Origin of the sequence: Streptomyces sp. NPDC001568 (genome assembly GCF_042893755.1) — a bacterium.
In the GTDB taxonomy this organism is placed as follows: Bacteria; Actinomycetota; Actinomycetes; order Streptomycetales; family Streptomycetaceae; genus Streptomyces.
Window position 1 is genome coordinate 460,453 of sequence record NZ_JBIAVF010000001.1, and the last position, 25,028, is coordinate 485,480.

At 72.5% G+C, this 25,028-nt stretch carries 26 protein-coding genes; 14 read left to right on the forward strand and 12 right to left on the reverse strand.

Annotated elements, in window-relative coordinates:
- The first annotated feature begins 18 nt into the window (after positions 1–18).
- Positions 19–750, forward strand: a complete 732-nt coding sequence (locus ACFY0I_RS02220) for a hypothetical protein (protein ID WP_388888902.1) — start codon at positions 19–21, stop codon at positions 748–750.
- Positions 751–861: 111 nt separating this feature from the next.
- On the opposite strand, the gene ACFY0I_RS02225 is transcribed toward ACFY0I_RS02220, so the two are convergent.
- The 3 genes from ACFY0I_RS02225 to ACFY0I_RS02235 form a co-directional block, all read right to left on the reverse strand.
- Positions 862–2,022, reverse strand: coding sequence for an Mrp/NBP35 family ATP-binding protein (locus ACFY0I_RS02225; RefSeq protein ID WP_388888905.1), 1,161 nt, complete (start codon positions 2,020–2,022; stop codon positions 862–864).
- A gap of 42 nt (positions 2,023–2,064) precedes the next feature.
- A complete protein-coding gene (locus tag ACFY0I_RS02230) occupies positions 2,065–2,571 on the reverse strand; it encodes a DUF1003 domain-containing protein (protein WP_281209318.1) in 507 nt (168 codons plus the stop codon).
- A 166-nt stretch (positions 2,572–2,737) separates the two neighbouring features.
- Positions 2,738–4,009: a magnesium transporter MgtE N-terminal domain-containing protein gene (locus ACFY0I_RS02235; protein WP_388888907.1), complete on the reverse strand. Its 1,272-nt coding sequence runs from the start codon at positions 4,007–4,009 to the stop codon at positions 2,738–2,740.
- Positions 4,010–4,177: 168 nt separating this feature from the next.
- Here ACFY0I_RS02235 and ACFY0I_RS02240 point away from each other — a divergent pair, with 168 nt between their 5' ends.
- Positions 4,178–5,011, forward strand: coding sequence for a hypothetical protein (locus tag ACFY0I_RS02240; RefSeq protein WP_388888910.1), 834 nt, complete (start codon positions 4,178–4,180; stop codon positions 5,009–5,011).
- A 10-nt stretch (positions 5,012–5,021) separates the two neighbouring features.
- Here ACFY0I_RS02240 and ACFY0I_RS02245 read toward each other — a convergent pair whose 3' ends face one another.
- Together ACFY0I_RS02245 and ACFY0I_RS02250 are read right to left on the reverse strand one after the other, a co-directional pair.
- Positions 5,022–5,537, reverse strand: coding sequence for a hypothetical protein (locus ACFY0I_RS02245; RefSeq protein WP_388888912.1), 516 nt, complete (start codon positions 5,535–5,537; stop codon positions 5,022–5,024).
- Positions 5,538–5,568: 31 nt separating this feature from the next.
- A complete protein-coding gene (locus tag ACFY0I_RS02250; protein ID WP_388888915.1) occupies positions 5,569–6,693 on the reverse strand; it encodes a magnesium and cobalt transport protein CorA in 1,125 nt (374 codons plus the stop codon).
- A 374-nt stretch (positions 6,694–7,067) separates the two neighbouring features.
- Here ACFY0I_RS02250 and ACFY0I_RS02255 point away from each other — a divergent pair, with 374 nt between their 5' ends.
- The 4 genes from ACFY0I_RS02255 to ACFY0I_RS02270 all read left to right on the forward strand — a co-directional run bounded on the left by ACFY0I_RS02255 (position 7,068) and on the right by ACFY0I_RS02270 (position 10,043).
- The gene (locus ACFY0I_RS02255) at positions 7,068–7,652 is read left to right on the forward strand and encodes a suppressor of fused domain protein (protein ID WP_388888918.1); all 585 of its coding nucleotides are present in this window, start codon (positions 7,068–7,070) and stop codon (positions 7,650–7,652) included.
- An 83-nt stretch (positions 7,653–7,735) separates the two neighbouring features.
- On the forward strand, positions 7,736–8,377 hold the full coding sequence (locus tag ACFY0I_RS02260; protein ID WP_388888921.1) for a DUF6758 family protein: 642 nt from the start codon (positions 7,736–7,738) through the stop codon (positions 8,375–8,377).
- A gap of 130 nt (positions 8,378–8,507) precedes the next feature.
- Positions 8,508–9,374: a PHP domain-containing protein gene (locus ACFY0I_RS02265; protein WP_388888924.1), complete on the forward strand. Its 867-nt coding sequence runs from the start codon at positions 8,508–8,510 to the stop codon at positions 9,372–9,374.
- Positions 9,375–9,437: 63 nt separating this feature from the next.
- The gene (locus tag ACFY0I_RS02270; protein WP_388888927.1) at positions 9,438–10,043 is read left to right on the forward strand and encodes a MarC family protein; all 606 of its coding nucleotides are present in this window, start codon (positions 9,438–9,440) and stop codon (positions 10,041–10,043) included.
- A gap of 82 nt (positions 10,044–10,125) precedes the next feature.
- Here the strand turns inward: ACFY0I_RS02270 and ACFY0I_RS02275 are convergent, their stop codons facing one another.
- From ACFY0I_RS02275 to ACFY0I_RS02285, 3 genes are all read right to left on the reverse strand, one after another.
- The gene (locus tag ACFY0I_RS02275; protein ID WP_281209308.1) at positions 10,126–10,278 is read right to left on the reverse strand and encodes a hypothetical protein; all 153 of its coding nucleotides are present in this window, start codon (positions 10,276–10,278) and stop codon (positions 10,126–10,128) included.
- A gap of 96 nt (positions 10,279–10,374) precedes the next feature.
- Complete coding sequence (locus ACFY0I_RS02280) at positions 10,375–11,259, reverse strand: alpha/beta fold hydrolase (RefSeq protein ID WP_388888931.1); 885 nt, start codon at positions 11,257–11,259, stop codon at positions 10,375–10,377.
- Between the two features lie 92 nt (positions 11,260–11,351).
- Positions 11,352–13,424, reverse strand: a complete 2,073-nt coding sequence (locus ACFY0I_RS02285) for a DEAD/DEAH box helicase (RefSeq protein WP_388888934.1) — start codon at positions 13,422–13,424, stop codon at positions 11,352–11,354.
- A 449-nt stretch (positions 13,425–13,873) separates the two neighbouring features.
- On the opposite strand from ACFY0I_RS02285, the gene ACFY0I_RS02290 reads away from it, so the two are divergent.
- Positions 13,874–14,632, forward strand: a complete 759-nt coding sequence (locus ACFY0I_RS02290; protein WP_388888937.1) for a ferritin-like fold-containing protein — start codon at positions 13,874–13,876, stop codon at positions 14,630–14,632.
- Between the two features lie 124 nt (positions 14,633–14,756).
- Here ACFY0I_RS02290 and ACFY0I_RS02295 read toward each other — a convergent pair whose 3' ends face one another.
- The 4 genes from ACFY0I_RS02295 to ACFY0I_RS02310 form a co-directional block, all read right to left on the reverse strand.
- Positions 14,757–15,059, reverse strand: a complete 303-nt coding sequence (locus ACFY0I_RS02295) for a hypothetical protein (protein ID WP_388888940.1) — start codon at positions 15,057–15,059, stop codon at positions 14,757–14,759.
- A gap of 115 nt (positions 15,060–15,174) precedes the next feature.
- On the reverse strand, positions 15,175–15,402 hold the full coding sequence (locus tag ACFY0I_RS02300; RefSeq protein WP_281209304.1) for a DUF3107 domain-containing protein: 228 nt from the start codon (positions 15,400–15,402) through the stop codon (positions 15,175–15,177).
- Between the two features lie 120 nt (positions 15,403–15,522).
- Positions 15,523–16,161 carry a TetR/AcrR family transcriptional regulator gene (locus ACFY0I_RS02305; protein WP_388888944.1) on the reverse strand — a complete coding sequence of 213 codons (639 nt, stop codon included), beginning with the start codon at positions 16,159–16,161 and terminating at the stop codon, positions 15,523–15,525.
- A 168-nt stretch (positions 16,162–16,329) separates the two neighbouring features.
- The gene (locus tag ACFY0I_RS02310) at positions 16,330–16,545 is read right to left on the reverse strand and encodes a hypothetical protein (RefSeq protein ID WP_388888947.1); all 216 of its coding nucleotides are present in this window, start codon (positions 16,543–16,545) and stop codon (positions 16,330–16,332) included.
- 134 nt (positions 16,546–16,679) lie between these two features.
- Between ACFY0I_RS02310 and ACFY0I_RS02315 the strand changes: the two genes are divergently transcribed.
- From ACFY0I_RS02315 to ACFY0I_RS02345, 7 genes are all read left to right on the forward strand, one after another.
- Positions 16,680–17,660, forward strand: coding sequence for an alpha/beta fold hydrolase (locus ACFY0I_RS02315; RefSeq protein ID WP_388888949.1), 981 nt, complete (start codon positions 16,680–16,682; stop codon positions 17,658–17,660).
- 5 nt (positions 17,661–17,665) lie between these two features.
- Positions 17,666–19,123 (forward strand): DUF3152 domain-containing protein, encoded by a 1,458-nt coding sequence (locus ACFY0I_RS02320; protein ID WP_388888951.1) that lies wholly within the window; start codon positions 17,666–17,668, stop codon positions 19,121–19,123.
- A gap of 70 nt (positions 19,124–19,193) precedes the next feature.
- Positions 19,194–19,289: an Ms4533A family Cys-rich leader peptide gene (locus ACFY0I_RS02325; RefSeq protein WP_319189154.1), complete on the forward strand. Its 96-nt coding sequence runs from the start codon at positions 19,194–19,196 to the stop codon at positions 19,287–19,289.
- 173 nt (positions 19,290–19,462) lie between these two features.
- The gene (locus ACFY0I_RS02330; RefSeq protein ID WP_388888955.1) at positions 19,463–21,217 is read left to right on the forward strand and encodes an ABC transporter substrate-binding protein; all 1,755 of its coding nucleotides are present in this window, start codon (positions 19,463–19,465) and stop codon (positions 21,215–21,217) included.
- A 5-nt stretch (positions 21,218–21,222) separates the two neighbouring features.
- Positions 21,223–22,197, forward strand: a complete 975-nt coding sequence (locus tag ACFY0I_RS02335; RefSeq protein ID WP_388889307.1) for an ABC transporter permease — start codon at positions 21,223–21,225, stop codon at positions 22,195–22,197.
- Positions 22,194–23,186: an ABC transporter permease gene (locus ACFY0I_RS02340; protein WP_388888958.1), complete on the forward strand. Its 993-nt coding sequence runs from the start codon at positions 22,194–22,196 to the stop codon at positions 23,184–23,186. The genes ACFY0I_RS02335 and ACFY0I_RS02340 overlap by 4 nt, the downstream gene beginning before the upstream one ends.
- Complete coding sequence (locus ACFY0I_RS02345; protein WP_388888960.1) at positions 23,183–24,808, forward strand: dipeptide ABC transporter ATP-binding protein; 1,626 nt, start codon at positions 23,183–23,185, stop codon at positions 24,806–24,808. The genes ACFY0I_RS02340 and ACFY0I_RS02345 overlap by 4 nt, the downstream gene beginning before the upstream one ends.
- The last annotated feature ends 220 nt before the right edge of the window (positions 24,809–25,028 follow it).

Sequence of the window (25,028 nt, forward strand, 5' to 3'; positions counted from 1 at the left end):
GAACGAGAGGCCGCCCAGATGGAGACGACGAGCAGTAGTCGGGTGGGCGCACAGCCCGCCGACATCCCCGCCGCACCACCGCAGACCGAGCACACCGACCAGGACCCGCAGCAGGCGCCCGAGCAGCCCCAGGACGGCGCTGCGCCCGTCCCCGCGGCCCGCCGGACGGCGGAGGGGTACCTGAGCGCGGATTTCCCCTGGTACGGCCTGGACGGGGCCTTCACCGGCCGCCGCTGGCTCATGCAGGTGGGCACCGGCGCCGACGGCACCGTGGAACACGGCTCCACCGGACACGGTGACGAGCCGTCCGCCCGCGGCGAGATCGCCACCGGGGAGAAGGAACGCTTCGCGGTGGTGATCACCGTGGCCAGCAACCCGCTCCGCCGCAGCGGTGACGGCACCGGCACCCTGGAGGCCACCTCGGTCTCCTCGGCGGCCTGGCTCGCCGGCTCCGGACTGCTCGCGTACAGCTGGCCGGGGCAGATGGACCACTCGCTGCGCAGCGACTGGCTCGACCAGCAGACCGAGGCCGCGTGGGAGCTCGCCGACGACCTCGGAGGCGAGGACTGGTCGACGCTGTCCCTGCCGGTCGACGGGGAGCCGACGCCCTTCCACTACCGGGAGTCCGAGTTCGGCTGGGTGCTCGCCGGATCCACCCCCGGCGGCGTCCACCTGGGCGCCTACGGACGGGGCATGAGCGCCTACGGGATCGGCTTCTCCGTCATCGGGGACCTGGCCGCCTACGAGTAGCACCCGGCCGGCCGCGCCCGGGGGCCGGCCGCCCGCGCGCTGGGGCCGCGCACAGCGCGGAGGGGGTCACCGCCGACCGGCGGTGACCCCCTCCGCGTCCTGCTCGACGTCTCAGAACTTGTTGCGCGGGGTGATGCCCAGCGACATGCCCGACAGGCCGCGGGCGCGACCGCCCAGCTTGCCCGCGATGGCGCGCAGGGCCGCGCCGGCGGGGGAGTCCGGGTCGGACAGCACGACCGGGGTGCCGTCGTCGCCGCCCTCGCGCAGCCGTACGTCGATCGGGATCGTGCCGAGCACCGGCACGGACGCGCCGACCGTCTTCGTCAGGCCGTCGGCGACCTTCTGGCCACCGCCCGAGCCGAAGACGTCGACCATCTCGTCGCAGTGCGGGCACGGCAGGCCCGACATGTTCTCGACCACGCCGACGATCTTCTGGTGGGTCTGCACCGCGATCGAGCCGGCCCGCTCGGCGACCTCGGCCGCCGCCTGCTGCGGGGTGGTCACGACGAGGATCTCGGCGTTCGGCACCAGCTGCGCCACGGAGATCGCGATGTCGCCCGTACCCGGCGGCAGGTCCAGCAGCAGCACGTCCAGGTCGCCCCAGTAGACGTCCGCGAGGAACTGCTGGAGCGCGCGGTGCAGCATCGGGCCGCGCCACACGACCGGCGCGTTGCCCGGGGTGAACATGCCGATGGAGATGACCTTCACACCGTGCGAGGACGGCGGCATGATCATGTTCTCGACCTGGGTCGGGCGGCCCTCGACGCCGAGCATCCGCGGCACGCTGTGCCCGTAGATGTCCGCGTCGACCACGCCGACCTTCAGGCCGTCGGCCGCCATCGCGGCGGCCAGGTTGACCGTCACCGAGGACTTGCCGACGCCGCCCTTGCCGGACGCGACCGCGTACACGCGGGTCAGCGAGCCGGGCTTGGCGAACGGCACCTCGCGCTCGGCGGTGCCGCCGCGCAGGGTCGCCGCCAGGTCCTTGCGCTGCTCGTCGCTCATCACGTCGAGGGTCACCGCGACGGAGGTGACGCCGGCGACCCGCTCCACGGCCTCGGTGACGTTCTTCGTGATGGTCTCGCGCATCGGACAGCCCGACACCGTCAGGTAGACCGTGACGGCCACCGCGCCGCCCTCGCCGATCTCCACCGATTTGACCATGCCGAGTTCGGTGATCGGCCGGTGGATCTCGGGGTCGTTCACCGTCGCCAGAGCGTCCAGGATCGCGTCCTGCTCAGGCACGGCGGCGGAGCTTGTGTCGGTAGCCATGCCCCGATGGTACGGCTCGGTGGCGCGGCTCAGGAAAGCTCCTCAGCGGTCGCCTTCATCACGTTCCGGCGGGAATAGCCGCCGCTCGTCCATCTCCTTGATCAGGTCCTGGAACTCGGACCTGATCCAGTCGCGCGTGGCGACCTCGCCCAGGCCCATCCGCAGCGCCGCGATCTCCCGCGTCAGGTACTCGGTGTCCGCGATGGAGCGCTCGTTCTGCTTGCGGTCCTGCTCCAGGTTGACCCGGTCCCGGTCGTCCTGCCGGTTCTGCGCGAGCAGGATCAGCGGGGCGGCGTACGAGGCCTGCAGCGACAGCATCAGCGTCAGGAAGATGAACGGGTACTGGTCGAACCGCAGGTTGTCCGGCGCGAAGATGTTCCACAGCACCCAGACGATGATGACCAGCGTCATCCAGACGATGAACCGGCCCGTGCCGAGGAACCGCGCCACCTTCTCCGACAGCCGCCCGAACGCCTCCGGGTCGTACTCGGGCAGCAGTCGGCGGCGCGCCGGGCGCGGCAGGTCCAGCCGTACGCGTGAACGCGACAGCGCGCTCGACCCGGACGGCGCGGTGCTCTTGGCCCGCTCGGCGGATCGTTCCGGCCGCTCGTGCCGCAGCCGCTCCGCCGCCTCCTCCAGCCGGTCGGACAAGCCGTCCCGGGCATGCTCGCGCCGCTCCCGGCGTCGTTCGCGCGCCGCTTCGCCGCGCCCCCGCTCAGTGGCCACGCACGGCCTCCTCGGAATGGAAGTCCGTCTCGCGCCAGTCCTCGGGCAGCAGGTGGTCGAGCACGTCGTCGACGGTGACCGCGCCGAGCAGCGAACCGCTCTCGTCGACCACCGGTACGGCGACCATGTTGTACGCGGCCAGGTAGCTGGTCACCACCGGCAGCGAGGCGTCCGGCCGCAGCGGCGGCAGGTCGGTGTCCACGATCGAGCTGACCAGGGTGAACGGCGGGTCCCGCAGCAGCCGCTGGAAGTGCACCGTGCCCAGGTACTTGCCCGTCGGCGTCTCGTCCGGCGGCCGGCACACGTACACCTGCGCCGCCAGCGCCGGCGACAGGTCCGACTGCCGCACGCGGGCCAGCGCGTCCGCGACGGTGGCGTCCGGGCGCAGCACGATCGGCTCGGTGGTCATCAGACCGCCCGCGGTCCGCTCCTCGTACGACAGCAGGCGCCGCACGTCCGCGGCGTCGTCCGGCTGCATCAGCGTCAGCAGCCGCTCCTTGTCGTCCTCCGGCAGCTCGGACAGCAGGTCGGCCGCGTCGTCGGGGTCCATCGCCTCCAGGACGTCCGCCGCGCGCTCCTCCTTCAGCTTGCCGAGGATCTCCACCTGGTCGTCCTCGGGGAGCTCCTCCAGGACGTCCGCGAGCCGGTCGTCGTCGAGGGCGTTGGCCACCTCGGCGCGCCGCTTCGGGGTCAGGTGGTGCAGGACGTTCGCCAGGTCCGCCGGCCGCATCTGCTCGAAGGTCGCCACCAGGCTCTCGGCGCCCTGGCCGTCCTCCTCCAGCGAGAAGCCGGTCACCCCGGACCACTCGACGGTCAGCGTCTCGCCGCGGCGGCGCAGCGCGCCCGCCTTGCCCTTGCGGACGAAGATCCGGTCGATCTCCCAGTCCCGGCGGGCCGGGAGCTGCTGGATGGCCACGTCGAGGACGGTGACCTCCTCGCCCGTCGACACCAGGGTCACCCGCCGGTCCAGCAGCTCGCCGAGGATCAGCCGCTCCGTCGGGCGCTGCTCGAAGCGCCGCATGTTGACGACGCCGGTCGTGATGACCTGGCCGGACTCCACGCCCGTCACCCGGGTCATCGGCAGGAAGATCCGGCGCCGACTGACCACCTCGACGACCAGCCCCAGCAGCCGGGGCGGTCGGCCGCCCACGCGCAGCATCGCGACCAGGTCCCGGACCCGGCCGACCTGATCGCCGTTGGGATCGAAGACGGGCACACCCGACAGATGCGAGACGAAGATCCGCGGGGCGCCTGCAGCCATCCGAGCGCCTCCTAGAGCGTCAATCGACAGTCGTGCCGTGCTTCAGGCTAGCCCGTGCCGCGCGCAACCGTCCTGGTGGGGCCGTCCGCCCGGGGGTCCCGAGGCCGCCGCGCCACGGCCGGGTACGCTGCCTGCTGCCCGCAGCCGCACGACGAGAGGCACCCGCCCGTGACCGCCTACCCCTCCGCCGTACGGCTGCGCCGGGCCGCCGTCATCGGCGCCCTGTGCGCGGGCCTCGCCGTCACCGGTACGGGCTGCGGCGAGAAGAAGGACCCCGACAAGGGCACGAACGGGGTCGGCAAGCTGACCGCCGAGAAGATCGAGGAACAGGCGAAGGCGGCCGCCGGCGCGGCCGAATCGGTGCACCTGTCCGGGACCCTGGTGACCGGCGGCAAGACCTTCACCCTCGACATGCGGCTGAAGTCCGGGGGCGGCACCGGCGAGGTGAAGTCGCAGGAGGACACCTTCCAGCTGCTGCGCGTCGGCGAGCAGCTGTACCTGAAGGCGAGCGCCGCCTTCTGGGGGAAGTCCGACTCGGCCGGCAAGCTCGGCGACAAGTACGTGAAGGTCCCCGAGAACGACCCCTCCTACAAGCAGTTCCGCGGCTTCACCGACATGGACGTGCTGCTCGACGGTCTGCTCGGCCTCGACGGCAAGCTCACCAAGGGTCCGTACAGCACGGTCGGACCGACCCGGGTGGTACCCGTCCTCGCGGAGGGCGGCAAGGGAGGCCGGCTCTCCGTCTCCCTGACCGGGACCCCGTACCCGCTGCTGATGGAACGCGCGGGCGGCGCGGGCCGGGTGGAACTCGCGGACTGGGGCAAGGCCTTCCCGCTGGACCCGCCGCAGGAGGACCAGACCGTCGAACTGCCGACGACCAAGGACGGCCAGGGCGGCGGCGCCGCACCGGCCCCCACCAACACCGCGGGCGCCCGCTCGGGCGGCGGCTCGGGCGGCGGCTCCGGCTCCGGCCAGGGATCGGGCACGGGCACCGGGGGCTGAGCGCGCGCCCTCAGCGCCCGCTCTTCTTCTTCCGCTTCAGCAGCAGCTTCGGCAGCCCCGCGGGCATCGCCCGGCGGGTCGTCGCCTGGGTCGGCAACGGGACCGCGGCCAGCGAACCGTCCGGCAGCCGCCCCGACACCGCCACCGGCTCCAGGCGCAGCAGCCGGCACTCGCGCGCCCACCGGTCGATCATGTGCTCCGAGTCGGGCGCGTTCAGCCGCTTGCCCTTGAGCTCGGCCACCGCGGCCTCCCATGCCCCGCCGCGCGGCTCCAGCTCCCGTACGGCCGCGGTCCAGGCCACGAGCCGGCCGCCCTTGTCCTTGCTGCGCACGGTCACCTCGGCGGTGGACCCGTCGGCCAGGCCCGGGAACGGCTGCTCACCGGGGCCGTCCCCGAGGACGTGCGCGGCGCCGTCCACCCAGGCGTGCCACAGGGCCCGGTCGGCGCCGTCGCCGCGGACCCAGATCAGGCCGGACTTCTTGGAGGCCTCCTCGACGAGGGCCAGGTCGAGCGCGCTGAGAGTCATGCGCACAGGGTAGGCCTTCGCGTGCGGCGCGCTACAGCCAGCCGTGACGGCGCAGCGCGCGGTGGATCGTGAAGCAGACCCCGACGATCGAGACCATCACCATCGGGTAGCCGTACTTCCACTGGAGCTCGGGCATGTGCTCGAAGTTCATCCCGTACACCCCGCAGATCATCGTCGGCACCGCGATGATCGCCGCCCATGAGGTGATCTTGCGCATGTCCTCGTTCTGGGCGACCGTCGCCTGTGCGAGGTTGGCCTGGAGGATCGAGTTCAGCAGCTCGTCGAAGCCGACGACCTGCTCGTGCACCCGCGCCAGGTGGTCGGCCACGTCGCGGAAGTACTTCTGCACGGCCGGGTCCACCAGCCGCATCGGCCGCTCGCTCAGCAGCTCCATCGGCCGCAGCAGCGGCGCGACGGCCCGCTTGAACTCCAGCACCTCCCGCTTGAGCTGGTAGATCCGGCCCGCGTCACCGCCGCGCGCGACGCCCTTGGCGGGAGCGGCGAAGACCTCGCTCTCCACCACGTCGATGTCGTCCTGCACGGCCGCCGCGACCGCGATGTACCCGTCGACGACGTGGTCGGCGATCGAGTGCAGCACCGCCGAGGGTCCGCGCGCGAGCAGGTCCGGATCGTCCTGGAGGCGGTGGCGCAGGCCCTTCAGGGAGCCCTGGCCGCCGTGCCGGACGGTGATGACGAAGTCCGGGCCGGTGAAGCACATCACCTCGCCGGTCTCCACGACCTCGCTGGTCGCCGTCAGTTCGGCGTGCTCGACGTAGTGGATGGTCTTGAAGACGGTGAAGAGGGTGTCGTCGTAGCGCTCCAGCTTTGGCCGCTGGTGCGCGTGCACCGCGTCCTCGACGGCCAGTGGGTGCAGGCCGAAGGTGGCGGCGATGCCGGCGAACTCGGCCTCGGTCGGCTCGTGCAGACCGATCCAGGCGAACCCGCCGTCCTCGCGGACCCGACGGATCGCCTCACGGGGCGTCAGGCACGCGGACCCCGGCTCGCGCCGGTCCCTGCGGCCGTCGCGGTACACGGCGCAGTCGACGACCGCACTACTGGCGGAGGGGTCGCGGGTGGTGTCGTAACCGGGCTGCGCGGGGGTGGACCTGCGCAGGGCCGGGCGGACGGCGGCACGGAGGTAGGGCAGCATCGACATGGCAGGCTCCTTCGCGCGCACGGCTGCGGACCGTACGGGTGGGAGACCTTCCGGCGCGCGGGCGGGCAGGCCCGGGGCGAACGGAAGGAAGCAGGACGGGAGGACAAAGTTCTGCCGTCGCTCTTCTACTGATCAGAAGATCACAGAGGGCGGGAAGCGCCCGCCGCAGAAGTGGAAGAGCGATTGGTACTGCACGATCGACTTCGATCCATTGCAGCCCCACCTCCTCCGGCCGGTCCCCCGTGGGGGACGTCCTCCACCGCCTTCGGACGGGGCCCTGCTGCACGCGGCCCCGACCAGCTGTCCACACTAACAGTCGACGGGTGGTCAGGACCCGCGCTTTACCCACGCGATACGAGTTCTATGCTCGCTCCATGGCAGAAATTCCGGCACTCGTGGAAGCCCGGCTCCGCAGCGCGTTCGGCGAACCCGACGCCCGCGCCGCCGTCACCTTCCTGGGCACCGACCGCATCGAGGTCCTCCGCTTCGCCGAGGGCGACCTGCTGCGGTACGCGACCCTCGGCATGTCCGCGCACCCCATGACCGACCCGACCGACGTGGTCGCCGACCCGGTGCGCGGCCCGCGCGCCGAGCTGGTCCTGACCGTACGGGCCGGGCTCGCGCCGACCGACAAGCTGCTGCGCCCGCTCGCGGTGCTGGCGGCCTCGCCGATGGTCGAGGGGCTCGTCGTCGCCCCCGGCGCCTCCCTCGACGTCGGCGAACCCCTCTGGGACGGGGCCCCGTTCACCTCCGTCCTCGTCGCCGAGTCCGGCGGCCTGGTCGAGGACCTCGACCTGGACGAACCCATGGACCCGGTCCGCTTCCTCCCCCTGCTGCCGATGACGGCGAACGAGGCCGCCTGGAAGCGCGTCCACGGCGCCGCCGCCCTCCAGGAACGCTGGCTCGCGCGCGGCACCGATCTGCGGGACCCTCTGCGTACGGCCGTCGTACTGGACTGAGCGCCGCGCACGCGGGTACGGATGACATCCGGACGGGTGAGCGTGCCTTGACGGGGCGCCGGGCGGGGAGGAGCGTGCTTCCTATGAGGGGCGAACCGAGTTGCCCGAAGTGCGGTGGCCGGGTGCGCGCGCCCGGTCTTTTCGCCGACTCCTGGCAGTGTGCCGCGCACGGCGCCGTCCACCCGTTGCAGCCCGTCATCCCGCCCAGCGTCGAGGGACTCGGCGTGGTCGTCCACCGGGCGCAGGTGCCGGTGTGGATGCCGTGGCCCCTGCCGGTGGGGTGGCTGTTCACCGGGATCGTCTCCGCCGGTGACGACCGCAGCGGCGGCCGCGCCACCGCCGTCGCCTGCTCGGGCCCCGGGCCGCTGGGCGGCCTCGGTGAGCTGCTGTTGGTCGCGGAGGAACTCGGCGTCGGCCTCGGCGCGCGCTTCGCGGGCATCGACGGCCCGGACCCCGGCCCGCACATCGACGTGTCGGGCCCGCCGGACGCGAAGGTCGTCGCGGCGGGGCGACCGGCGCCGCTGTGGCACCTCAAGGGCGTCCCCGACGACCGCGCCGTCTTCGCGGGCGAGGCGCGCGGACTGTGGCTGTGGGCCATCGTCTGGCCGGAACAGTCCGGGCTCCTCATGTACGACGAACTGGTCCTCACCGACCTCCGCGACGCCGGCTCCGAGGTCGAGCTGCTGCCCTGCGGCGCCCTGAGCCCCCGGATCCTGACCCCCTGACCCGATTCCGCCGGGCCGGTCGAACCGGGCGCAGGGGCTTGCCAGTGGGCGCCCGGCAGGGTAAAGGGCACGGGGTCGACGCGGTTATCCTGGAGTGTCCCTCCGTCCCCGCGAGCCCTGGAGTTCGGCTGTGCGCATCGATCTGCACGCCCACTCCACCGCCTCCGACGGCACGGACACCCCCGCCGAGCTGGTGCGCAACGCCGCCGCCGCGGGTCTCGACGTGGTCGCGCTGACGGACCACGACACCGTCGGCGGATACGCGGAGGCGACCGCCGCCCTCCCCGCCGGGTTGACCCTGATCACCGGGGCCGAGCTGTCGTGCCGTCTCGACGGCGTCAACCTGCACATGCTGGCGTACCTCTTCGACCCGCTGGAGCCCGAGCTCTACCGGGAACGGGAGCTCGTGCGCGACGACCGCACCCCCCGCGCCCAGGCCATGATCGACAAGCTGCGGGCGCTCGATGTGGACATCACCTGGGAGCAGGTCGCGCGGATCGCCGGTGACGGCTCGGTCGGCCGTCCGCACATCGCCACCGCCCTCGTCGAGCTGGGCGTCGTCCCCACGGTCTCCGACGCGTTCACCCCCGAGTGGCTCGCCAACGGTGGCCGCGCCTACGCGGAGAAGCACGAGTTCGACCCGTTCGACGCCATCCGCCTGGTCAAGGCGGCCGGCGGGGTCACCGTCCTCGCGCACCCCGGCGCCGTCAAGCGCGGCGACTGCGTGTCCGAGGCCGCGCTGGCCGCGCTGGCCTCCGCCGGTCTGGACGGCATCGAGGTGGACCACATGGACCACGACCCGGACACCCGTGGCCGGCTGCGCGCTCTGGCCGCAGAACTCGATCTGCTGACGACCGGGTCCAGCGATTACCACGGCAGCCGCAAGACCTGCCGGCTCGGCGAGTACACGACCGACCCCGAGATCTACGGCGAGATCACGCGCCGGGCGACCGGCGCCTTCCCCGTGCCCGGCGCCGGCGGAGCCCCCCGCGCGTAAGCGCCGCGTCCCGCGCCGTCCTTCCCCCTTTTTCGTCACACCCCTCACCTGCAAGGCATCACTGTGCTCGACTTCGCCGTCTTCGGATCCCTCTTTCTCACGCTTTTTGTGATCATGGACCCCCCGGGAATCACGCCGATCTTCCTCGCGCTGACCTCCGGTCGTCCCGCCAAGGTGCAGCGCCGCATGGCCTGGCAGGCCGTCTGCGTCGCCTTCGGCGTCATCGCCGTCTTCGGGCTCTGCGGTCAGCAGATCCTGGACTACCTGCACGTCTCCGTGCCCGCGCTGATGATCGCGGGTGGCCTGCTGCTCCTGCTGATCGCGCTCGACCTGCTCACCGGCAAGACCGACGAGCCCAAGCAGACCAAGGACGTGAACGTCGCCCTCGTCCCGCTGGGCATGCCGCTGCTGGCGGGCCCCGGTGCCATCGTGTCCGTCATCCTGGCCGTCCAGAAGGCCGACGGGGTGACCGGGCAGGTCTCGGTGTGGTGCGCCATCATCGCCATGCACGTGGTGCTGTGGCTGACCATGCGCTACTCGCTGGTGATCATCCGGGTCATCAAGGACGGCGGCGTGGTGCTCGTCACCCGGCTGGCGGGCATGATGCTCTCCGCCATCGCCGTCCAGCAGATCATCAACGGTGTGCTCCAGGTCGTGCGCGGAGCCTGACGCCCGGGCCGGCGCGCGCGCCCGCCCCCGGACACACGAACGCCCCCGCACCGGATTTCGGTGCGGGGGCGTTGCGCGAAGTTCAGGAGGACGCCGGTCCGGCAGGTCGGATCAGAATGCGCTGGCCCACCGAGGCGGCCTGCTGCACGATCCGGTTGACGGAGGCCGCGTCCACGACGGTGCTGTCCACGGCGGATCCGTCGACGTCGTTCAGGCGCAGAATCTCGAAGCGCATGGGCTTCTCCCTTCGTCGGTGTTTCTCCTTGTACAGGGTTAACGAAGTGTAAGCGGCAAACATTCCCTACGCTAAGGAAATTTTTTCCCTCGCTAACTATCCCTGGAGGGCGGTCTCCCAGAAGGCAGCCAGTGCACCCGCTGTGACCTGCGGGTTCTCCGCATTGGGGGAGTGTTCGGCATCCTCGACCACCACTCGTGTCGCGCTCAAGCGGACGGCCATGTCGTCCATCAACGGGACGGGCCAGGCGTAGTCGACCTTTCCGGACAGAACCAGCTTGGGCAGCGGCACCCGCGCCAGCTCCGCCACCCGGTCCGGCTCGCCGATCAGCACCCGGCCGGTGGTGATCAGCTGCTCGGGAACGGTCGCCAGCCAGCGCTCCCGCAGGAACTCGGTCATCGCGGGACCGTCCGGGACGGTGTTCTCGGTGTGCTCGGCGTCCTCGGCGTCCTGGGTCTCCTGGGCCCGCATCGCCGCCCACAGCGCCGGCATGTCGTCCCGCAGCGCCTCCAGGCCGGCGACCAGCAGTTTCGTACGGGCCTGCTGGACCTCGGTGATCGCGGCCGGCCCGCTGCTCATCAGGGTGAGCGAGGCGAACGGCGCGGCGTCGCGCAGGACCGCCGCGCGGGCGATCAGGCCGCCCAGGGAGTGGCCGACCAGGTGCAGCGGGCCGCCGCCCAGCGCCGCGGCCTGGGCCAGCACGTCCCTGGCCAGCTCCTCCAGCCCGTACGCCGCTTCGTCGCGCGGGCCGGGGCTCTCGTACTGGCCGCGCCCGTCCACGGCGACGACCCGGTACCCGGCGCCCGCCAGGGGCGCCAGCAGGCCGACGAAGTCCTCCTTGCTGCCCGTGTACCCGGGGACCAGCAGGGCGGTGCCCCGAACGGGCTGCCCGGCCTCGTGCACGGCGAAGGCGCCGCGGGCGGTGCTCAGGCGGTACGCGCGGGCGACGGACGGCAGGGTGAGGCGCGGGGGCTTGCTCATGGGCCGAGGCTACCGGCCCGTAGCCCCCGGGTACGAGAACGGCCCCGACCCCCTCGTGAAAGGGTGCCGGGGCCGTCCGAGGGCGTGTGCGCCTACGCCTCCGGGGCGGATTCCGCGACCTTGCGGGCGCGGGTGCGCCGCGGCTTGGCCGGGGCCTCCTCGGTGGCGACCGCCGCAGCGGCGACCTCGGCGGCCGGGGCCGCCTTGCGGGTCCGGGTGCGCTTCGGCTTCGCGGCGGCCTCTTCGGTCGGCGCGGCGACCTCGACGACCGGAGCGGTCTCGACGACCTTGCGGGGTCGGGTCCGGCGGGCCTTCACCGGCGGCTCCACCATCGGGGCCATCTGGAAGTCGGGCTCGTCGGCGGCAGGCGCCACGACCTTGCGGACGCGGGGACGGCGCGGGGCGACCGGGGCCTCCTCGGCCACGGCCGGAGCCGGGACGACGACGGCCTCGGCGGCGGGCGCCACGGCCTTGCGGGCCCGGCTGCGACGCGGAGCGGCCGGGGCCTCCTCGGCCGGGGCCGGGATGACGGCGGCTTCGGCGACGGCTTCGGCGGCGGGCACCACGGCCTTGCGGGTGCGGGTCCGACGCGCCTTGACCGGGGCCTCGTCGACGACGGCCGGAGCCTCGGTCGCGACGGGAGCCTCGACGACGGCCGGAGCCTCGAAGACCGGCGCCTCGACGACGGCGGCCTCGGCCACCGCGGCGGCGGCCGCCGTGGCGGCCACACGGGTGCGGCGCCGCCGCGGCCTGCGCGGCTCGTCGACGCCCGGGGCGGTCGCGGTCGTCTCGGCGGCCGGGGTCACCGGCGCGTCCACGGCCTCGGCGTCGAGGTCCGAACCACCACGGGTGCGGCGGCGCTGGCGCGGCGTACGGGTGCGGGCCGGACGCTCCTCGGTCACCACGGGCGCGGCGGCGGGGCCGCGGCCCGAGCGGCCACCGCGTCCACCGGTCTCGCCGAGGTCTTCGAGGTTCTCGGCCTTCAGGCCGGCCCGGGTGCGCTCGGCGCGGGGCAGGATGCCCTTGGTGCCGGCCGGGATGTTCATTTCCTCGTACAGGTGCGGGGACGTGGAGTACGTCTCGACCGGGTCGTGGAAGTCCAGCTCCAGCGCCTTGTTGATCAGCTGCCAGCGCGGGATGTCGTCCCAGTCGACCAGGGTGACGGCGATGCCCTTCTTGCCCGCGCGGCCGGTGCGGCCCACACGGTGCAGGAAGGTCTTCTCGTCCTCCGGCGTCTGGTAGTTGATGACGTGGGTCACGCCCTCGACATCGATGCCACGGGCGGCGACGTCGGTGCAGACCAGCACGTCGACCTTACCGTTGCGGAAGGCGCGCAGCGCCTGCTCGCGGGCGCCCTGGCCCAGGTCGCCGTGGACGGCGCCCGAGGCGAAGCCGCGCTTCTCCAGCTGCTCGGCGATGTCGGCCGCGGTGCGCTTGGTGCGGCAGAAGATCATGGCGAGGCCGCGGCCCTCGGCCTGCAGGATGCGGGAGACGAGCTCCGGCTTGTCCATGTTGTGCGCACGGAAGACGTGCTGCGTGGTGTTGGCGACGGTCGCGCCCTCACCGTCCTCGGAGACGGCGCGGATGTGCGTCGGCTGCGTCATGTACCGGCGGGCCAGGCCGATGACCGCGCCCGGCATGGTCGCCGAGAACAGCATCGTCTGTCGCTTGGGCGGCAGGTAGCTCATGATGCGCTCGACGTCGGGCAGGAAGCCCAGGTCGAGCATCTCGTCGGCCTCGTCCAGCACCAGGGCGCGGACGTGCGACAGGTCGAGCTTCTTCTGGCCGGCCAGGTCGAGCAGGCGGCCCGGGGTGCCGACGATGATGTCGACGCCCTTCTTGAGCGCCTCGACCTGCGGCTCGTACGCGCGGCCGCCGTATATGGCGAGGACGCGGACGTTGCGGACCTTGCCCGCGGTGAGGAGGTCGTTGGTGACCTGGGTGCACAGCTCGCGGGTGGGAACCACCACGAGGGCCTGCGGGGCGTCCGTCAGCTGGTCGGGGCGGGCGCGGCCGGCCTCGACGTCGGCGGGAACGGTGACGCGCTCCAGCAGGGGGAGGCCGAAGCCCAGCGTCTTGCCGGTGCCGGTCTTCGCCTGGCCGATGACGTCCGTGCCGGAAAGGGCGACGGGGAGGGTCATCTCCTGGATCGGGAAGGGGGACACGATGCCGACGGCCTCAAGGGCCTCGGCCGTCTCGGGATAGATCCCGAGGTCTCGGAACGTAGTCAGGGTGCTGCCTCTTCTGTGAGACGCGGCGCGAGGCGGCGAGGGGGGTCGTACCGTGCCGTGCTTGCAGTACTGCTACGTACGAAGCTGCGCGGGACCACTAGCCTTCGCTCAAGCGCTTCTGCCGCTGAGGGGGCCCCTCGTGCGGAGGCGGTACGCATGTACGTACGCACCACACCGAGGGCGGTCGGGTTGGAGCCGATCGGGCCACCGACCGGGCATCCTCATTCGGATGGCCCGCCGAGTATTCGGCAGGCGCATTACCACTGTACCTCGGAATCGCGCAGCTGTGTCGGGTGAATTCACCGGGTAGGCGCGTTTACACGGACTGACAGTGTGCAGGTGTGGTGACTTGTGCGGCCTTTCGGGCGGCTATTGTGCGGAGCATGTCGACCGTAGAAAACGCATCTCCCGCCGACGACAGCGCCCCCGCCGAGGCGCACGGAATCGCCGCCCAGGACTGGGCGACGGCTTCGGCGTCGCCCCAGTACCGGGCCGCCGTCGTGGACCTCCTCGGCGCGCTGGCCTACGGAGAGCTCGCCGCGTTCGAGCGGCTCGCGGAGGACGCGAAGCTCGCACCCACCCTCGACGACAAGGCCGAACTCGCGAAGATGGCCTCCGCCGAGTTCCACCACTTCGAGCGGCTGCGCGAGCGACTCGCGGCCATCGACGTCGAGCCGACGTCCGCGATGGAGCCCTTCGCGAAGGGCGTCGACGACTTCCACCGCCAGACGGCCCCGTCGGACTGGCTGGAGGGCCTGGTCAAGGCGTACGTCGGCGACTCGATCGCCAGTGACTTCTACCGCGAGGTCGCCACCCACCTGGACACCGACACCCGCGCGCTCGTCGTCGGCGTCCTCGACGACACCGGCCACGGCGGCTTCGCCGTCGAGAAGGTCCGCGCCGCGATCGAGGCCGACCCCCGCTGCGGCGGCCGGCTCGCGCTGTGGGCCCGCCGACTGATGGGCGAGGCGCTCTCGCAGGCCCAGCGGGTGGTCGCCGAGCGCGACGCGCTGTCCACGATGCTGGTCGGCGGCGTCGACGGAATGGCGGCGGGCTTCGACCTGGCGGCCGTCGGCGAGATGTTCACCCGGATCACGAAGGCGCACACCAAGCGGATGGCCGCACTGGGCCTGGCCGCCTGACGGCAGCACGGGCGCGGAGGTTCGGGGGTCCTGCCCGCAGGGCCCCCGTTCGGCTGTTCAGGCCCCCTCGTGCGGCCCCTCGAGCCCCGTCCCGGGCTCCCGCGGGCGCTTCGGCGTCGGCCTCTCAGCCCCGCGACGGAATCGAAAACGGAGCCCGGCGGTGCGGCCTCCCCGGATGCGGGGCCGGGCGCAGCAGCAGGGACAGCACGACGGCCGAGACCAGGGCGGCGCCGAGGAAGGTGTAGGCCAGGGTGTTGTGCCCCGGGCCCAGCGCGGTGTGCGTGAGGTAGGCCCCGAAGAGCGCCCCCGCCGCACCACTGACCAGGACGGTTGCGGGGGACGGCAGCCGCGGGGCGAGCATCCGTACGGCCGCGCCGGCCAGGGCGAGACCCAGTAGACCGGAGCCGAGCGCCTCCATCAGCAGCATCTGGTCACTCCCATGCGTCGGGGCAAGCGGTCAGTGCGGTCCTACCCGAAGCGGAACAAAGGGAAACGGCCCGGCGGAGTCAACCGCCGGGCCGTTCCTCTCAGTTCTCGGTGCCTCAGAGCGCTCCGAAGCCGACCTTGCGCACGCTCGGCTCGCCCAGGTCGATGTACGACAGGCGGTCCGACGGCACCAGGACCTTGCGGCCCTTGATGTCGGTGAGGCTGAGCAGCGGCGCCGTGCCCGACAGCGCGGCGGAGACGATGCTCTCCAGCTCCTCGGCGCTCAGGTCGCTCTCCAGCACGATCTCCCGGGGTGCGTGCTGCACGCCGATCTTGACCTCCACGGCTTTGTCCCTCCGACGGTCCGGTTCGCGCGATCAGCCGCGCCGTACCCGGTCCACATTAGCCCGGTGAGGGGACACGATCGGCTCGCGGCGGACACGCTGGCAGCGAACAGGTGCCGGTCAGGCGTCCGTACCGTGCAGCGGGAAACCGGCGATGCCGCGCCAGGCCAGCGACGTCAGCAGGTCCACGGCGGTGTCCCGGGCGACCGGGCTCGCGCTGGACAGCCAGTAGCGGGCCACCACCTGGGAGACCCCGCCCAGCCCCACGGCCAGCAGCATCGACTCGTCCTTCGACAGGCCCGTGTCCTCGGCGATGACGTCGGAGATCGCCTCGGCGCACTGGAGCGAGACCCGGTCGACGCGCTCGCGCACCGCGGGCTCGTTCGTCAGGTCCGACTCGAAGACCAGCCGGAAGGCGCCGCCCTCGTCCTCGACGTACGCGAAGTAGGCGTCCATCGTCGCGGCCACGCGCAGCTTGTTGTCGGTGGTCGACTCCAGCGCCGTGCGCACCGCGACCAGCAGCGCCTCGCAGTGCTGGTCCAACAGCGCCAGGTAGAGGTCGAGCTTGCCGGGGAAGTGCTGGTAGAGCACCGGCTTGCTGACGCCGGCGCGCTCCGCGATGTCGTCCATCGCGGCGGCGTGGTAACCCTGTGCGACGAAGACCTCCTGGGCCGCGCCCAGGAGCTGGTTGCGCCGGGCGCGACGCGGCAGTCGCGTGCCCCGCGGACGCGCTGCCTCGGTCTGCTCGATGGCTGTCACGCCGCCTCCCACTTTCTTTCAGTACACAGTGCGCTCTGCGCCGCGCCGCCATCGTACTTTTCGGTAACCCGATCTGGTGGGTTCAAGCCGAGTTTTCTCGCGGTACGGACCTGCCGGACACGCTGGTCAGCGGCGGGCGCGGGCCGTGGGCGGGCCGCCGGGGGACCGTCAGCGGTAGTCCTCCTCGTCGAGCGGGACGACGCGGGCCTGCTCCGCGGCGTCCGCCTCGGGTGCCTCGCCCGCCTCCAGGCCGGACAACGGGTCGTCCTCCTGCGGTTGGAGTTCGGCCTGTTGCTCCACGACGTCCGCCTCGGGCGCCTCGGGGTCGGTGATCTCCGGAGTCCTCCCCCGGAAGGTGTCCGGTTCCGCAGGGTCGGCTGTCATCGCGCTCCCCTCGCCTTCGCTCGTACCTCACCTACGAGCCTAGGAGGATCGGCGATGGGCCGCCAGGTGGTCCTGTGACCGCGAACACAAGGGAAGTCCGGGGGGTCGGCGTGATCCTCTCGTAACATTGCCGCATGTCTTCGACCGAGCTGCCGGGTGTGCGGTCCACCGTCGAGCCGAACCCCCAGGTGGGGGCGGTACGGGTGGCCGAAGGGGAGCGGCTGCGCACCGTGACGCTGCCGGGCCTGGAGCTGAACGTACGTTTCCGGCCACCCGTACGGGAGGGTCTGCCGCCCGCGCTGTTCGTGCACGGACTCGGCGGCTCCTCCCAGAACTGGTCGGTGCTCATGGAGCAGCTGGCCGACAGCGTCGACGCCGAGGCCGTGGACCTCCCCGGCTTCGGCTGGTCGCCGCCACCCGCCGACCGGGACTACTCGCTGACCGCGCTCGCCCGCGCCGTCATCCGCCACCTCGACGCCGCCGGGCGCGGGCCCGTCCACCTGTTCGGGAACTCCCTCGGCGGTGCGGTCTCCACCCGGATCGCGGCCGTCCGGCCCGACCTGGTGCGCACGTTGACGCTGGTGTCGCCGGCGCTGCCGGAGCTGCGCGTGCAGCGATCGGCCGTCCCCACCGCCCTGCTGGCGCTGCCCGGCATGGCCACGCTGTGCACGCGCCTCACCCGCGGGTTGACCGCCGAGCAGCGCACCCGGGGGGTGACGGCGCTCTGTTACGGGGACCCCGCACGGGTGACGCCGGAGGGCTTCGGCTGGGCCGTCGAGGAAATGGAACGGCGGATGGCGCTGCCGTACTTCTGGGACGCGTTGGCCCGCTCGTCGCGGGGGATCGTCGACGCCTACACCCTCGGCGGGCAGCACGGACTGTGGCGTCAGGCCCAGCGGGTGCTCGCGCCGACCCTGTTGGTCTACGGTGGCCGGGACCAGTTGGTCTCGTACCGTATGGCGCGCAAGGCCGCCGCGGCCTTCCGGGGTTCGCGGCTGCTGTGCCTTCCCGAGGCCGGGCACGTGGCGATGATGGAGTACCCGGACGTGGTCGCCACCGCCTTCCGGGAGCTGCTGCACGACACCGATCGAGATACCGAAGACGGCAAGGGCTGAGGACCGTGGGACGACATAGTCGCAAGGCCGCCGCACCCGCCGCTCCCGCTCCGGCGGACGGCCCGCCGCGGCCGGAGGCCGCGCCGTACGAGGATCCCTACGGCCCCCTCCCCGGCGACCTGTACGAACCGGCGCCCTACGGGGCCTCCGGAGCCCGCGAGTTCTCGGCGGGGGCCGCGGCCCCCCACGAGGAACCGCGCGGACCGCGCCGGACGCCCGAGCCCACCGTCATCCACCAGGGGTACGTCCCGCCGGCCCGTTCCGGTCCCGGCGCGCGGCCCGGCGGCCGGCCCGAGCAGCACGAACCCGGCGGGGCCTGGGGCGCGAACCCGCTGACGGAAACGGGTCCCCAAGCCGTCCACGGGGACCGGCGGGGCGTCCCCCGGGCCTCCGCGTACGTCTCGGCGCCGCCGCGCACGACCGCGGCGCCCGCGGCCGCCGCCCGCGCGGCGGTCGCACCGGATCCGTTCGTCACCGATCCCTTCGTCACCGCCTCCCGCGCTCCGGGCCCCTTCGCCGACGATCCCTTCGTGACCGGTCGGCCCGCTCCCGACCCGTTGGCGGCGCCCCTGGTGCCCGGGCCGCGGGAGCCCGAGCCGGCCGCCCCCGACGAGCGCACCGGCCCCGGGCGCGGGGCGAAGTTCCGGACGTACACCGGGATGGCCGCCGCTGCCGTCACCACCGTGCTGGCCGTCGTCGTCGCGGGTCAGGTGGCGCTCGACGGGGAGTCCGGCGGCGGTACGCCGATCGCCGGGGGCGACGGCGCCGACCGGGCCATGAGCGGCCGTACGGACCGCTCCGAGGGCCGCCCCACCCCCGACTCCCCGCCGGTCGTGGCCGCGCCCGCGCCCGCGCAGCCGTTGACGTACGAACAGCAGATGGCGCTGCGGCTGCCGATCGACGCCCAACTGAAGGGCCCCGGCACCTTCGACACCGTGCCCGGCGTGGAGAAGGCGCCCGGCAAGGGCAAGGTGGTGCGCTACCGGGTCGACGTCGAGCAGGGGCTCGGCATGGACCAACAGCTCTTCGCGGACGCCGTGCAGCGCACCCTCAACGACCCGCGCAGCTGGGCCCATGGCGGGCAGATGACCTTCGAACGGGTCCCGGCCGGCGAGGTGCAGTTCGTGATCACTCTGGCCAGCCCCGGGACGACCGGCCAGTGGTGCGCCAAGTCCTCGCTGGACACCACCGTCGACAACGTCTCCTGCGACTCCGCCTCCACCGAACGCGTGATGATCAACGCGTTCCGCTGGGCCCAGGGCTCGACGACCTTCGGGCCGGACCAGATGTTGGCCTACCGCCAGATGCTCATCAACCACGAGGTCGGGCACCGGCTCGGACACGGGCACGTGAGCTGCCAGACACCGGGCGCGCTCGCGCCGATCATGCAGCAGCAGACGAAATCCCTCAACATCAACAATATTCAATGCAAGCCCAATCCCTGGGTTTTTCCAGGGAGTTGACGCAAAAGCGCGGAACCGGGGCCGGTCGTTTCGTTGACAAGGTGTCCGCTCATCGGTAATTGTTCTCCGCATGTCGCACCGCCACACCCTCTTCGCGAGCGCCGCCATCGAGCTGGCGCTCCTCGGTGTGGCCGCGCACAGCGTGGCCGACATCTCCTGTCGCTGACGCCTGCCTGAGCGCGCGACTTCCTCACCGACTGCCTCGCCGCGCCCGGGTATTTCCTGCCCGCGGGCGCGGCTGCACCCTTTCGACGGTCCCTTCCGTTCGCCGACCGGCGACAGCTGCCCCTCGCGTGGCCTTTTCCGCATCCCACTCCATGCCGAGAGGTCCCTTTTCCCATGCATTCCGTCGGTCCAGCCCGTCAGTCCCACAGAGCGCGCCGCGTCGCCGCTGTCGCCGTCAGCCTCGTACTGGCCGGGGGAGCCGCGGCGTGCGGACCCGAGGACGCCACGGACAAGGCCGCCGCCGAAGGCAAGCCGGGCGCCACCGGGGCCGCGCCGCAGAAGGGCGGCACCCTGACCGTCCTCAACAACGAGCCGCAGAGCGACTTCGACCCCGCGCGGCTCTACACCTCGGGCGGCGGAAACGTTCCCTCGCTGGTGTTCCGCACGCTGACCACCCGCAACCGCGAGGACGGCCCGGCCGGCGCGAAGGTCGTTCCCGACCTCGCGACCGACCTCGGCAAGCCGAACGCCGATGCCACCGAGTGGACGTACACCCTCAAGGAGGGGCTGAAGTACGAGGACGGCTCGCCGATCACCACCGCCGACATCAAGTACGGCATCGAGCGGTCCTTCGCGGCCGAACTCTCGGGCGGCGCGCCCTACTTGAGGGACTGGCTGGTCGGTGGCGAAAGCTACGAGGGCCCCTACAAGGACGGCGGGAAGGGCCTGGACTCCATCGTGGTGCCGGACGCGAGGACCATCGTCTTCAAGCTCCGCAAGCCCGAGGGCGAGTTCCCCTTCCTCGCGACCCAGACCCAGTTCGCCCCCGTGCCCAAGGCCAAGGACACCGGCGTCAAGTACGAGGAGCACCCGGTCTCCTCCGGCCCGTACAAGGTCGTCAAGAACGACGGCGACGGCGAACACCTCACCCTGGAGCGCAACGAGCACTGGGACGAGAAGACCGACGAGGAGCGCAAGGCCTACCCCGACAAGATCGACGTCCGCTCCGGGCTCGACGCCGCCGTCATCAACCAGCGGCTGACCACGAGCTCCGGCCCCGACGCGGCCGCCGTCACCACCGACACCAACCTGGGGCCCGCCGAACTCGCGCAGATCGGTGACAACAAGGAACTGGCCTCCCGCGTCGGCACTGGTCACTTCGGCTACATCAACTACCTGGCCTTCAACCCGAAGGTCGCCCCCTTCGACAATCCGAAGGTCCGCCAGGCCATCTCCTACGCGATCAACCGCACCAGCGTCATCAACGCGGCCGGCGGCTCCGCCCTCGCCGAGCCCGCCACCACCTTCCTGCCCGAACGCGAGGCCTTCGGCTTCACCGCCTACGACCACTTCCCGGCGGGGAGGACCGGCAACCCGGAGAAGGCCAAGGAGCTCCTCAAGGAAGCGGGCCACCCCGACGGCCTCACGATCACCCTGACCCACTCCACCGCGCAGAACCGGCAGACCAGCCCCGAGGTCGCCACCGCCGTGCAGCAGGCCCTCGCCGCCGCCGGCATCACCGTCAAGCTGGAGGGCCTGGAGAACAACGCCTTCAACGAGAAGCGTTGGGACGTCAAGAACACGCCCGGCTTCTTCCTCTCCCGCTGGGGCGCCGACTGGCCCTCCGGCGCCCCCTTCCTCGCCCCGATCTTCGACGGCCGGCAGATCGTCACCAACGGCTCCAACTACAACCACGCCCAGCTCAACGACCCGGCCGTGAACACCGAGATCGACGAGATCGCCAAGCTCACCGACCTCGCCGCCGCCGGCAAGCGCTGGGGCGCCCTCGACAAGAAGATCGGTGAGCAGGCCCTCGACGTGCCGCTCTTCCACCCGGTCTACAAGCGCCTCGTCGGCAAGGACGTCAAGAACGTCGTCATCAGCGACTGGACCGGCGTCCTCGACATCTCGCAGGTCTCCGTCAAGTGAGCGTCCTGATCGAAAAGCCGGTGTCCGCCGCCGGGGTCCTCACCCCGGCGGCGGGCGCCGCGCGCCAGGTCCTGCGCCGGGTGCTGCGCCGCCCCTCGGCGATCGCCGCCGCCGCGGTCCTGGCACTGCTCGTGCTGCTCGCCCTCACCGCACCGCTGTTCGCCCAGCTCACCGGCCAGGACCCGAACGCCTACCACGACGACCTCGTCGACTCCGCGCGCGGCGGCGTCCCCCTCGGCTCCTTCGGCGGCGTCTCCGCCGACCACTGGCTCGGCGTCGAACCGGGCACCGGCCGCGACCTCTTCACCCGCCTCCTGTACGGAGCGCGGGTCTCGCTGCTCGTCGCCCTCGGCGCCACCGTCGTACAGATCGCCGTCGGCGTGGCCGTCGGACTCGCCGCCGCCCTCGGCAACCGCTTCGTCGGCCGGCTCATCGGCCGGTTCACCGACGTGATGATCGCGCTGCCCATGCTGGTCATCGGCATCGCCCTCACCGCCGTCGTCCCGCCCGACTTCCCCCGCGAGCTGCTGCTGATCCTGCTCATCGGACTGTTCGACTGGGGCGGCACCGCCCGCATGGTGCGCGCCCAGACCCTCGCCCTGAGCGGCCTCGACTTCGTCGAGTCCGCCCGGCTCTCCGGGAACGGCACGCTGCGGATCGCCCGCCGCGAACTGCTGCCCGCGCTGGCCGCGCCCGTCATCACCCTCGCGGCGATCAAGGTGCCCACCGCCATGGTGGCCGAGGCCTCGCTGTCCTTCCTCGGCGTCGGGGTCAAGCCGCCCACCCCCTCGTGGGGGCAGATGCTGTCCAGCGCGCAGACCTGGTTCCGCGCCGACCCCGCCTACGTCCTGCTCCCCGCCGGGCTGCTCTTCGTCACCGTGCTGGCCTTCACCGTCCTCGGCGACGCCGTCCGCACGGCCCTCGACCCGCGCGAGGGCTCGCGCCTGCGGGTCGGCACCAGGAAGGAACGCACGGCGTGATCGGCTTCGTGCTCAAAAGGACCGGCGGCGCCCTGCTCGTCCTGCTCGCCCTGTCCGTCGTCATCTACGCCCTCTTCTACGTCGCCCCCGGCGACCCCGCCCGCCTCGCCTGCGGCGAGCGCTGCAACCCGCAGCAGATCGCCCAGGTCCGCGAGCAACTCGGCCTGAACGACTCCGTGACCGTGCAGTACCTGCGCTTCCTCCAAGGAATCCTGATCGGCCGGGACTACTCCGGCGGCGCCGGGTTGCTGCTGCACTGCGACGCCCCCTGCCTCGGCTTCTCGTACCAGAACGACCGGCAGGTCACCGAGCTGCTCCTGGAACGGCTGCCCGCGACCCTCTCGCTCGCCGTCGGCGCGCTCGTCATCTGGCTCGTCATCGGTGTCGGCACCGGACTGCTGTCCGCGCTGCGCCGCGGCGGCCTCACCGAGCGGGCCCTGACCGTCCTGACCCTCGCCGGCACGGGGACGCCCGTCTTCATCCTCGGCCTGCTGCTGCTCATGGTGGTCTGCGCCCACCTCCAGTGGCTGCCCTTCCCGACCTACGTCCCGCTGGGCGAGGACCCCGAGCAGTGGGCCTGGAACCTGCTGCTGCCCTGGCTCACCCTCGGCCTGTTCGAAAGCGCCAAATACGCCCGCCTGACCAGGAGTTCGACGTTGGAAACGCTCGCGGAGGATCACATCCGCACCTTCCGCGCCTACGGCGTGGGCGAGCGCGCCATCGTCACCCGGCACGCCGTGCGCGGCGCGGTCGCCCCCGTGATCGCCCTCAGCGCCGTCGACTTCGGCACGATGATCGGCGGCGCGGTGCTCACCGAGTCCCTCTTCGGCATCCCCGGCCTCGGCAAGACCCTGATCGACGGCGTGCGCGTCGTCGACCTGCCCGTGGTCGTGGGCGTCGTCCTCGCCATCGGAGCGGCGGTCGTCATCGCGGGCGCCGTCGCCGACCTCCTCCACGCCGTCGCCGACCGAAGGGTGGCCCTCGCATGACGGAACTCCTGGTGGAGGTCGACGGCCTCGTCGTCGACTTCCCGGTCGGCGCGCCCGGCCACCACGTACGAGCCGTCGACGGCGTCTCGTTCACCCTGGAACCCGGCCGCGCGCTGGGCATCGTCGGCGAATCGGGCAGCGGCAAGTCCACTGTCGCAGCAGCCCTGTTGGGGCTTCACCGCGGTACGGGCGCCCGCCTCGGCGGCACCGTCCGCGTCGACGGCATCGACGTGGGCGCGGCGTCCGCCGCCGACCTGCGCCGGCTGCGCGGTTCGGCCGCCGCGATGGTTTTCCAGGACCCGCTGAGCGCGCTGGACCCGTACCACGCCGTCGGCGACCAGATCGCCGAGGTGTACCGGGTCCACGCGGGCGGCACCCGGCGGGCCGCCCGGAGCAGGGCCGTCCAGGTCCTGGACCGGGTGGGCATCCCCGACGCCGTACGACGCTCCCGGTCCCGGCCCCACGAGTTCAGCGGCGGCATGCGCCAGCGCGCCCTCATCGCGATGGCCCTGGCCTGCGAACCGCGCCTGCTGATCGCCGACGAACCGACCACCGCCCTCGACGTCACCGTCCAGGCACAGATCCTCGACCTGCTGCACGGACTGCGCGCGGAACGCGGACTCGGCCTGCTGCTCGTCACCCACGACGTGGGCGTGGCCGCGGAGAGCGTCGACGACCTGCTCGTCATGCGGGACGGCGCCGCCGTCGAACGGGGCCCGGTCGCCGAGGTCCTCGCCGCGCCGGAAGCCGCGTACACCCGGAGCCTGCTGGCCGCCGTGCCCCGGCTCGACACCCCCCGCCCGCCCCGGCTGCGGGCCGCTCCCGTCGAGTCCGCGCCCGCCGTCGAGGCCCTCGACCTGAGCCGGGAGTTCGGCCGGGGCAAGCGCCGGACCACCGCCGTCGGGGGCGTGTCCCTCGCCGTACGGGAAGGCGAGACGCTGGGCATCGTCGGGGAGAGCGGCAGCGGCAAGAGCACCCTCGGCCGGATGCTCGTCGGCCTGCTGGCGCCCACCTCCGGGCAGGTCCGCCGCGCGGGCGCCGAGGTCAAGGGCATCACCGCCGGCGCCCAGATGGTCTTCCAGGACCCGGTGTCCTCCCTCAACCCGCGCCGCTCCGTCGGGGAGTCCATCGCCGACCCGCTGCGCGCCGCCGGGGAACGCGACGAGGACACGATCCGCTCCCGGGTCGGTGAACTCCTCGTCCGCGTCGGTCTGGAGGCCGGGCACCACGACCGCTACCCGCACGAGTTCAGCGGCGGCCAGCGCCAGCGCGTCGGCATCGCCCGCGCGCTCGCGCCCCGGCCCCGGCTGATCGTCTGCGACGAACCGGTCTCCGCCCTCGACGTCACCACCCAGGCCCAGGTCACGGCCCTGCTGGCGGAGCTCCAGCGGGAGCTCGGCATCGCGCTCGTCTTCATCGCGCACGACCTCGCGGTGGTCCGGCAGGTCAGCGACCGGGTCGCCGTCATGCGCGGCGGCCTGATCGTCGAGGAGGGACCCGTCGACCGGGTCTACGACCGGCCCACCCACCCGTACACGCGCCGACTGCTCGACGCCGTACCGGCCCTCGACCCCGCGCTGGCCGCCGACCGGCGCAGCGCGCGGCAGGAGGCCATCGCCTAGGGCGTGCCGGGGCGCGCCCGGGAAGTCGGGGCGCGTTCGGGGGAGCGCGCGGGAGGTCGGGGAGACACCCTTTCCTAGCGTGCTCGAACGCGAACCGTACGGGAAAGTTACGACTCTTCACCCCTTCCGGTGGCGCGACGGACAACCGTCCGTCGCGCCTTCGGCATATCCGCTTGAGTTCTTCCGCGGCGGGTCGCCGGGCCAACGGCGACCCCCTGAA

Bases quoted from the DNA above. Each gene is read 5' to 3' on its own strand.
- ACFY0I_RS02220 (WP_388888902.1), top strand. From the start codon at position 19: ATGGAGACGACGAGCAGTAGTCGGGTGGGCGCACAGCCCGCCGACATC.
- ACFY0I_RS02250 (WP_388888915.1), bottom strand. From the start codon at position 6,693: ATGTCGATGCTGCCCTACCTCCGTGCCGCCGTCCGCCCGGCCCTGCGC.
- ACFY0I_RS02235 (WP_388888907.1), bottom strand. From the start codon at position 4,009: ATGGCTGCAGGCGCCCCGCGGATCTTCGTCTCGCATCTGTCGGGTGTG.
- ACFY0I_RS02345 (WP_388888960.1), top strand. From the start codon at position 23,183: ATGACGGAACTCCTGGTGGAGGTCGACGGCCTCGTCGTCGACTTCCCG.
- ACFY0I_RS02295 (WP_388888940.1), bottom strand. From the start codon at position 15,059: ATGCTGCTGATGGAGGCGCTCGGCTCCGGTCTACTGGGTCTCGCCCTG.
- ACFY0I_RS02325 (WP_319189154.1), top strand. From the start codon at position 19,194: ATGTCGCACCGCCACACCCTCTTCGCGAGCGCCGCCATCGAGCTGGCG.
- ACFY0I_RS02260 (WP_388888921.1), top strand. From the start codon at position 7,736: ATGAGGGGCGAACCGAGTTGCCCGAAGTGCGGTGGCCGGGTGCGCGCG.
- ACFY0I_RS02225 (WP_388888905.1), bottom strand. From the start codon at position 2,022: ATGGCTACCGACACAAGCTCCGCCGCCGTGCCTGAGCAGGACGCGATC.
- ACFY0I_RS02310 (WP_388888947.1), bottom strand. From the start codon at position 16,545: ATGACAGCCGACCCTGCGGAACCGGACACCTTCCGGGGGAGGACTCCG.
- ACFY0I_RS02315 (WP_388888949.1), top strand. From the start codon at position 16,680: ATGTCTTCGACCGAGCTGCCGGGTGTGCGGTCCACCGTCGAGCCGAAC.
- ACFY0I_RS02280 (WP_388888931.1), bottom strand. From the start codon at position 11,259: ATGAGCAAGCCCCCGCGCCTCACCCTGCCGTCCGTCGCCCGCGCGTAC.
- ACFY0I_RS02255 (WP_388888918.1), top strand. From the start codon at position 7,068: ATGGCAGAAATTCCGGCACTCGTGGAAGCCCGGCTCCGCAGCGCGTTC.
- ACFY0I_RS02290 (WP_388888937.1), top strand. From the start codon at position 13,874: ATGTCGACCGTAGAAAACGCATCTCCCGCCGACGACAGCGCCCCCGCC.
- ACFY0I_RS02275 (WP_281209308.1), bottom strand. From the start codon at position 10,278: ATGCGCTTCGAGATTCTGCGCCTGAACGACGTCGACGGATCCGCCGTG.
- ACFY0I_RS02245 (WP_388888912.1), bottom strand. From the start codon at position 5,537: ATGACTCTCAGCGCGCTCGACCTGGCCCTCGTCGAGGAGGCCTCCAAG.
- ACFY0I_RS02330 (WP_388888955.1), top strand. From the start codon at position 19,463: ATGCATTCCGTCGGTCCAGCCCGTCAGTCCCACAGAGCGCGCCGCGTC.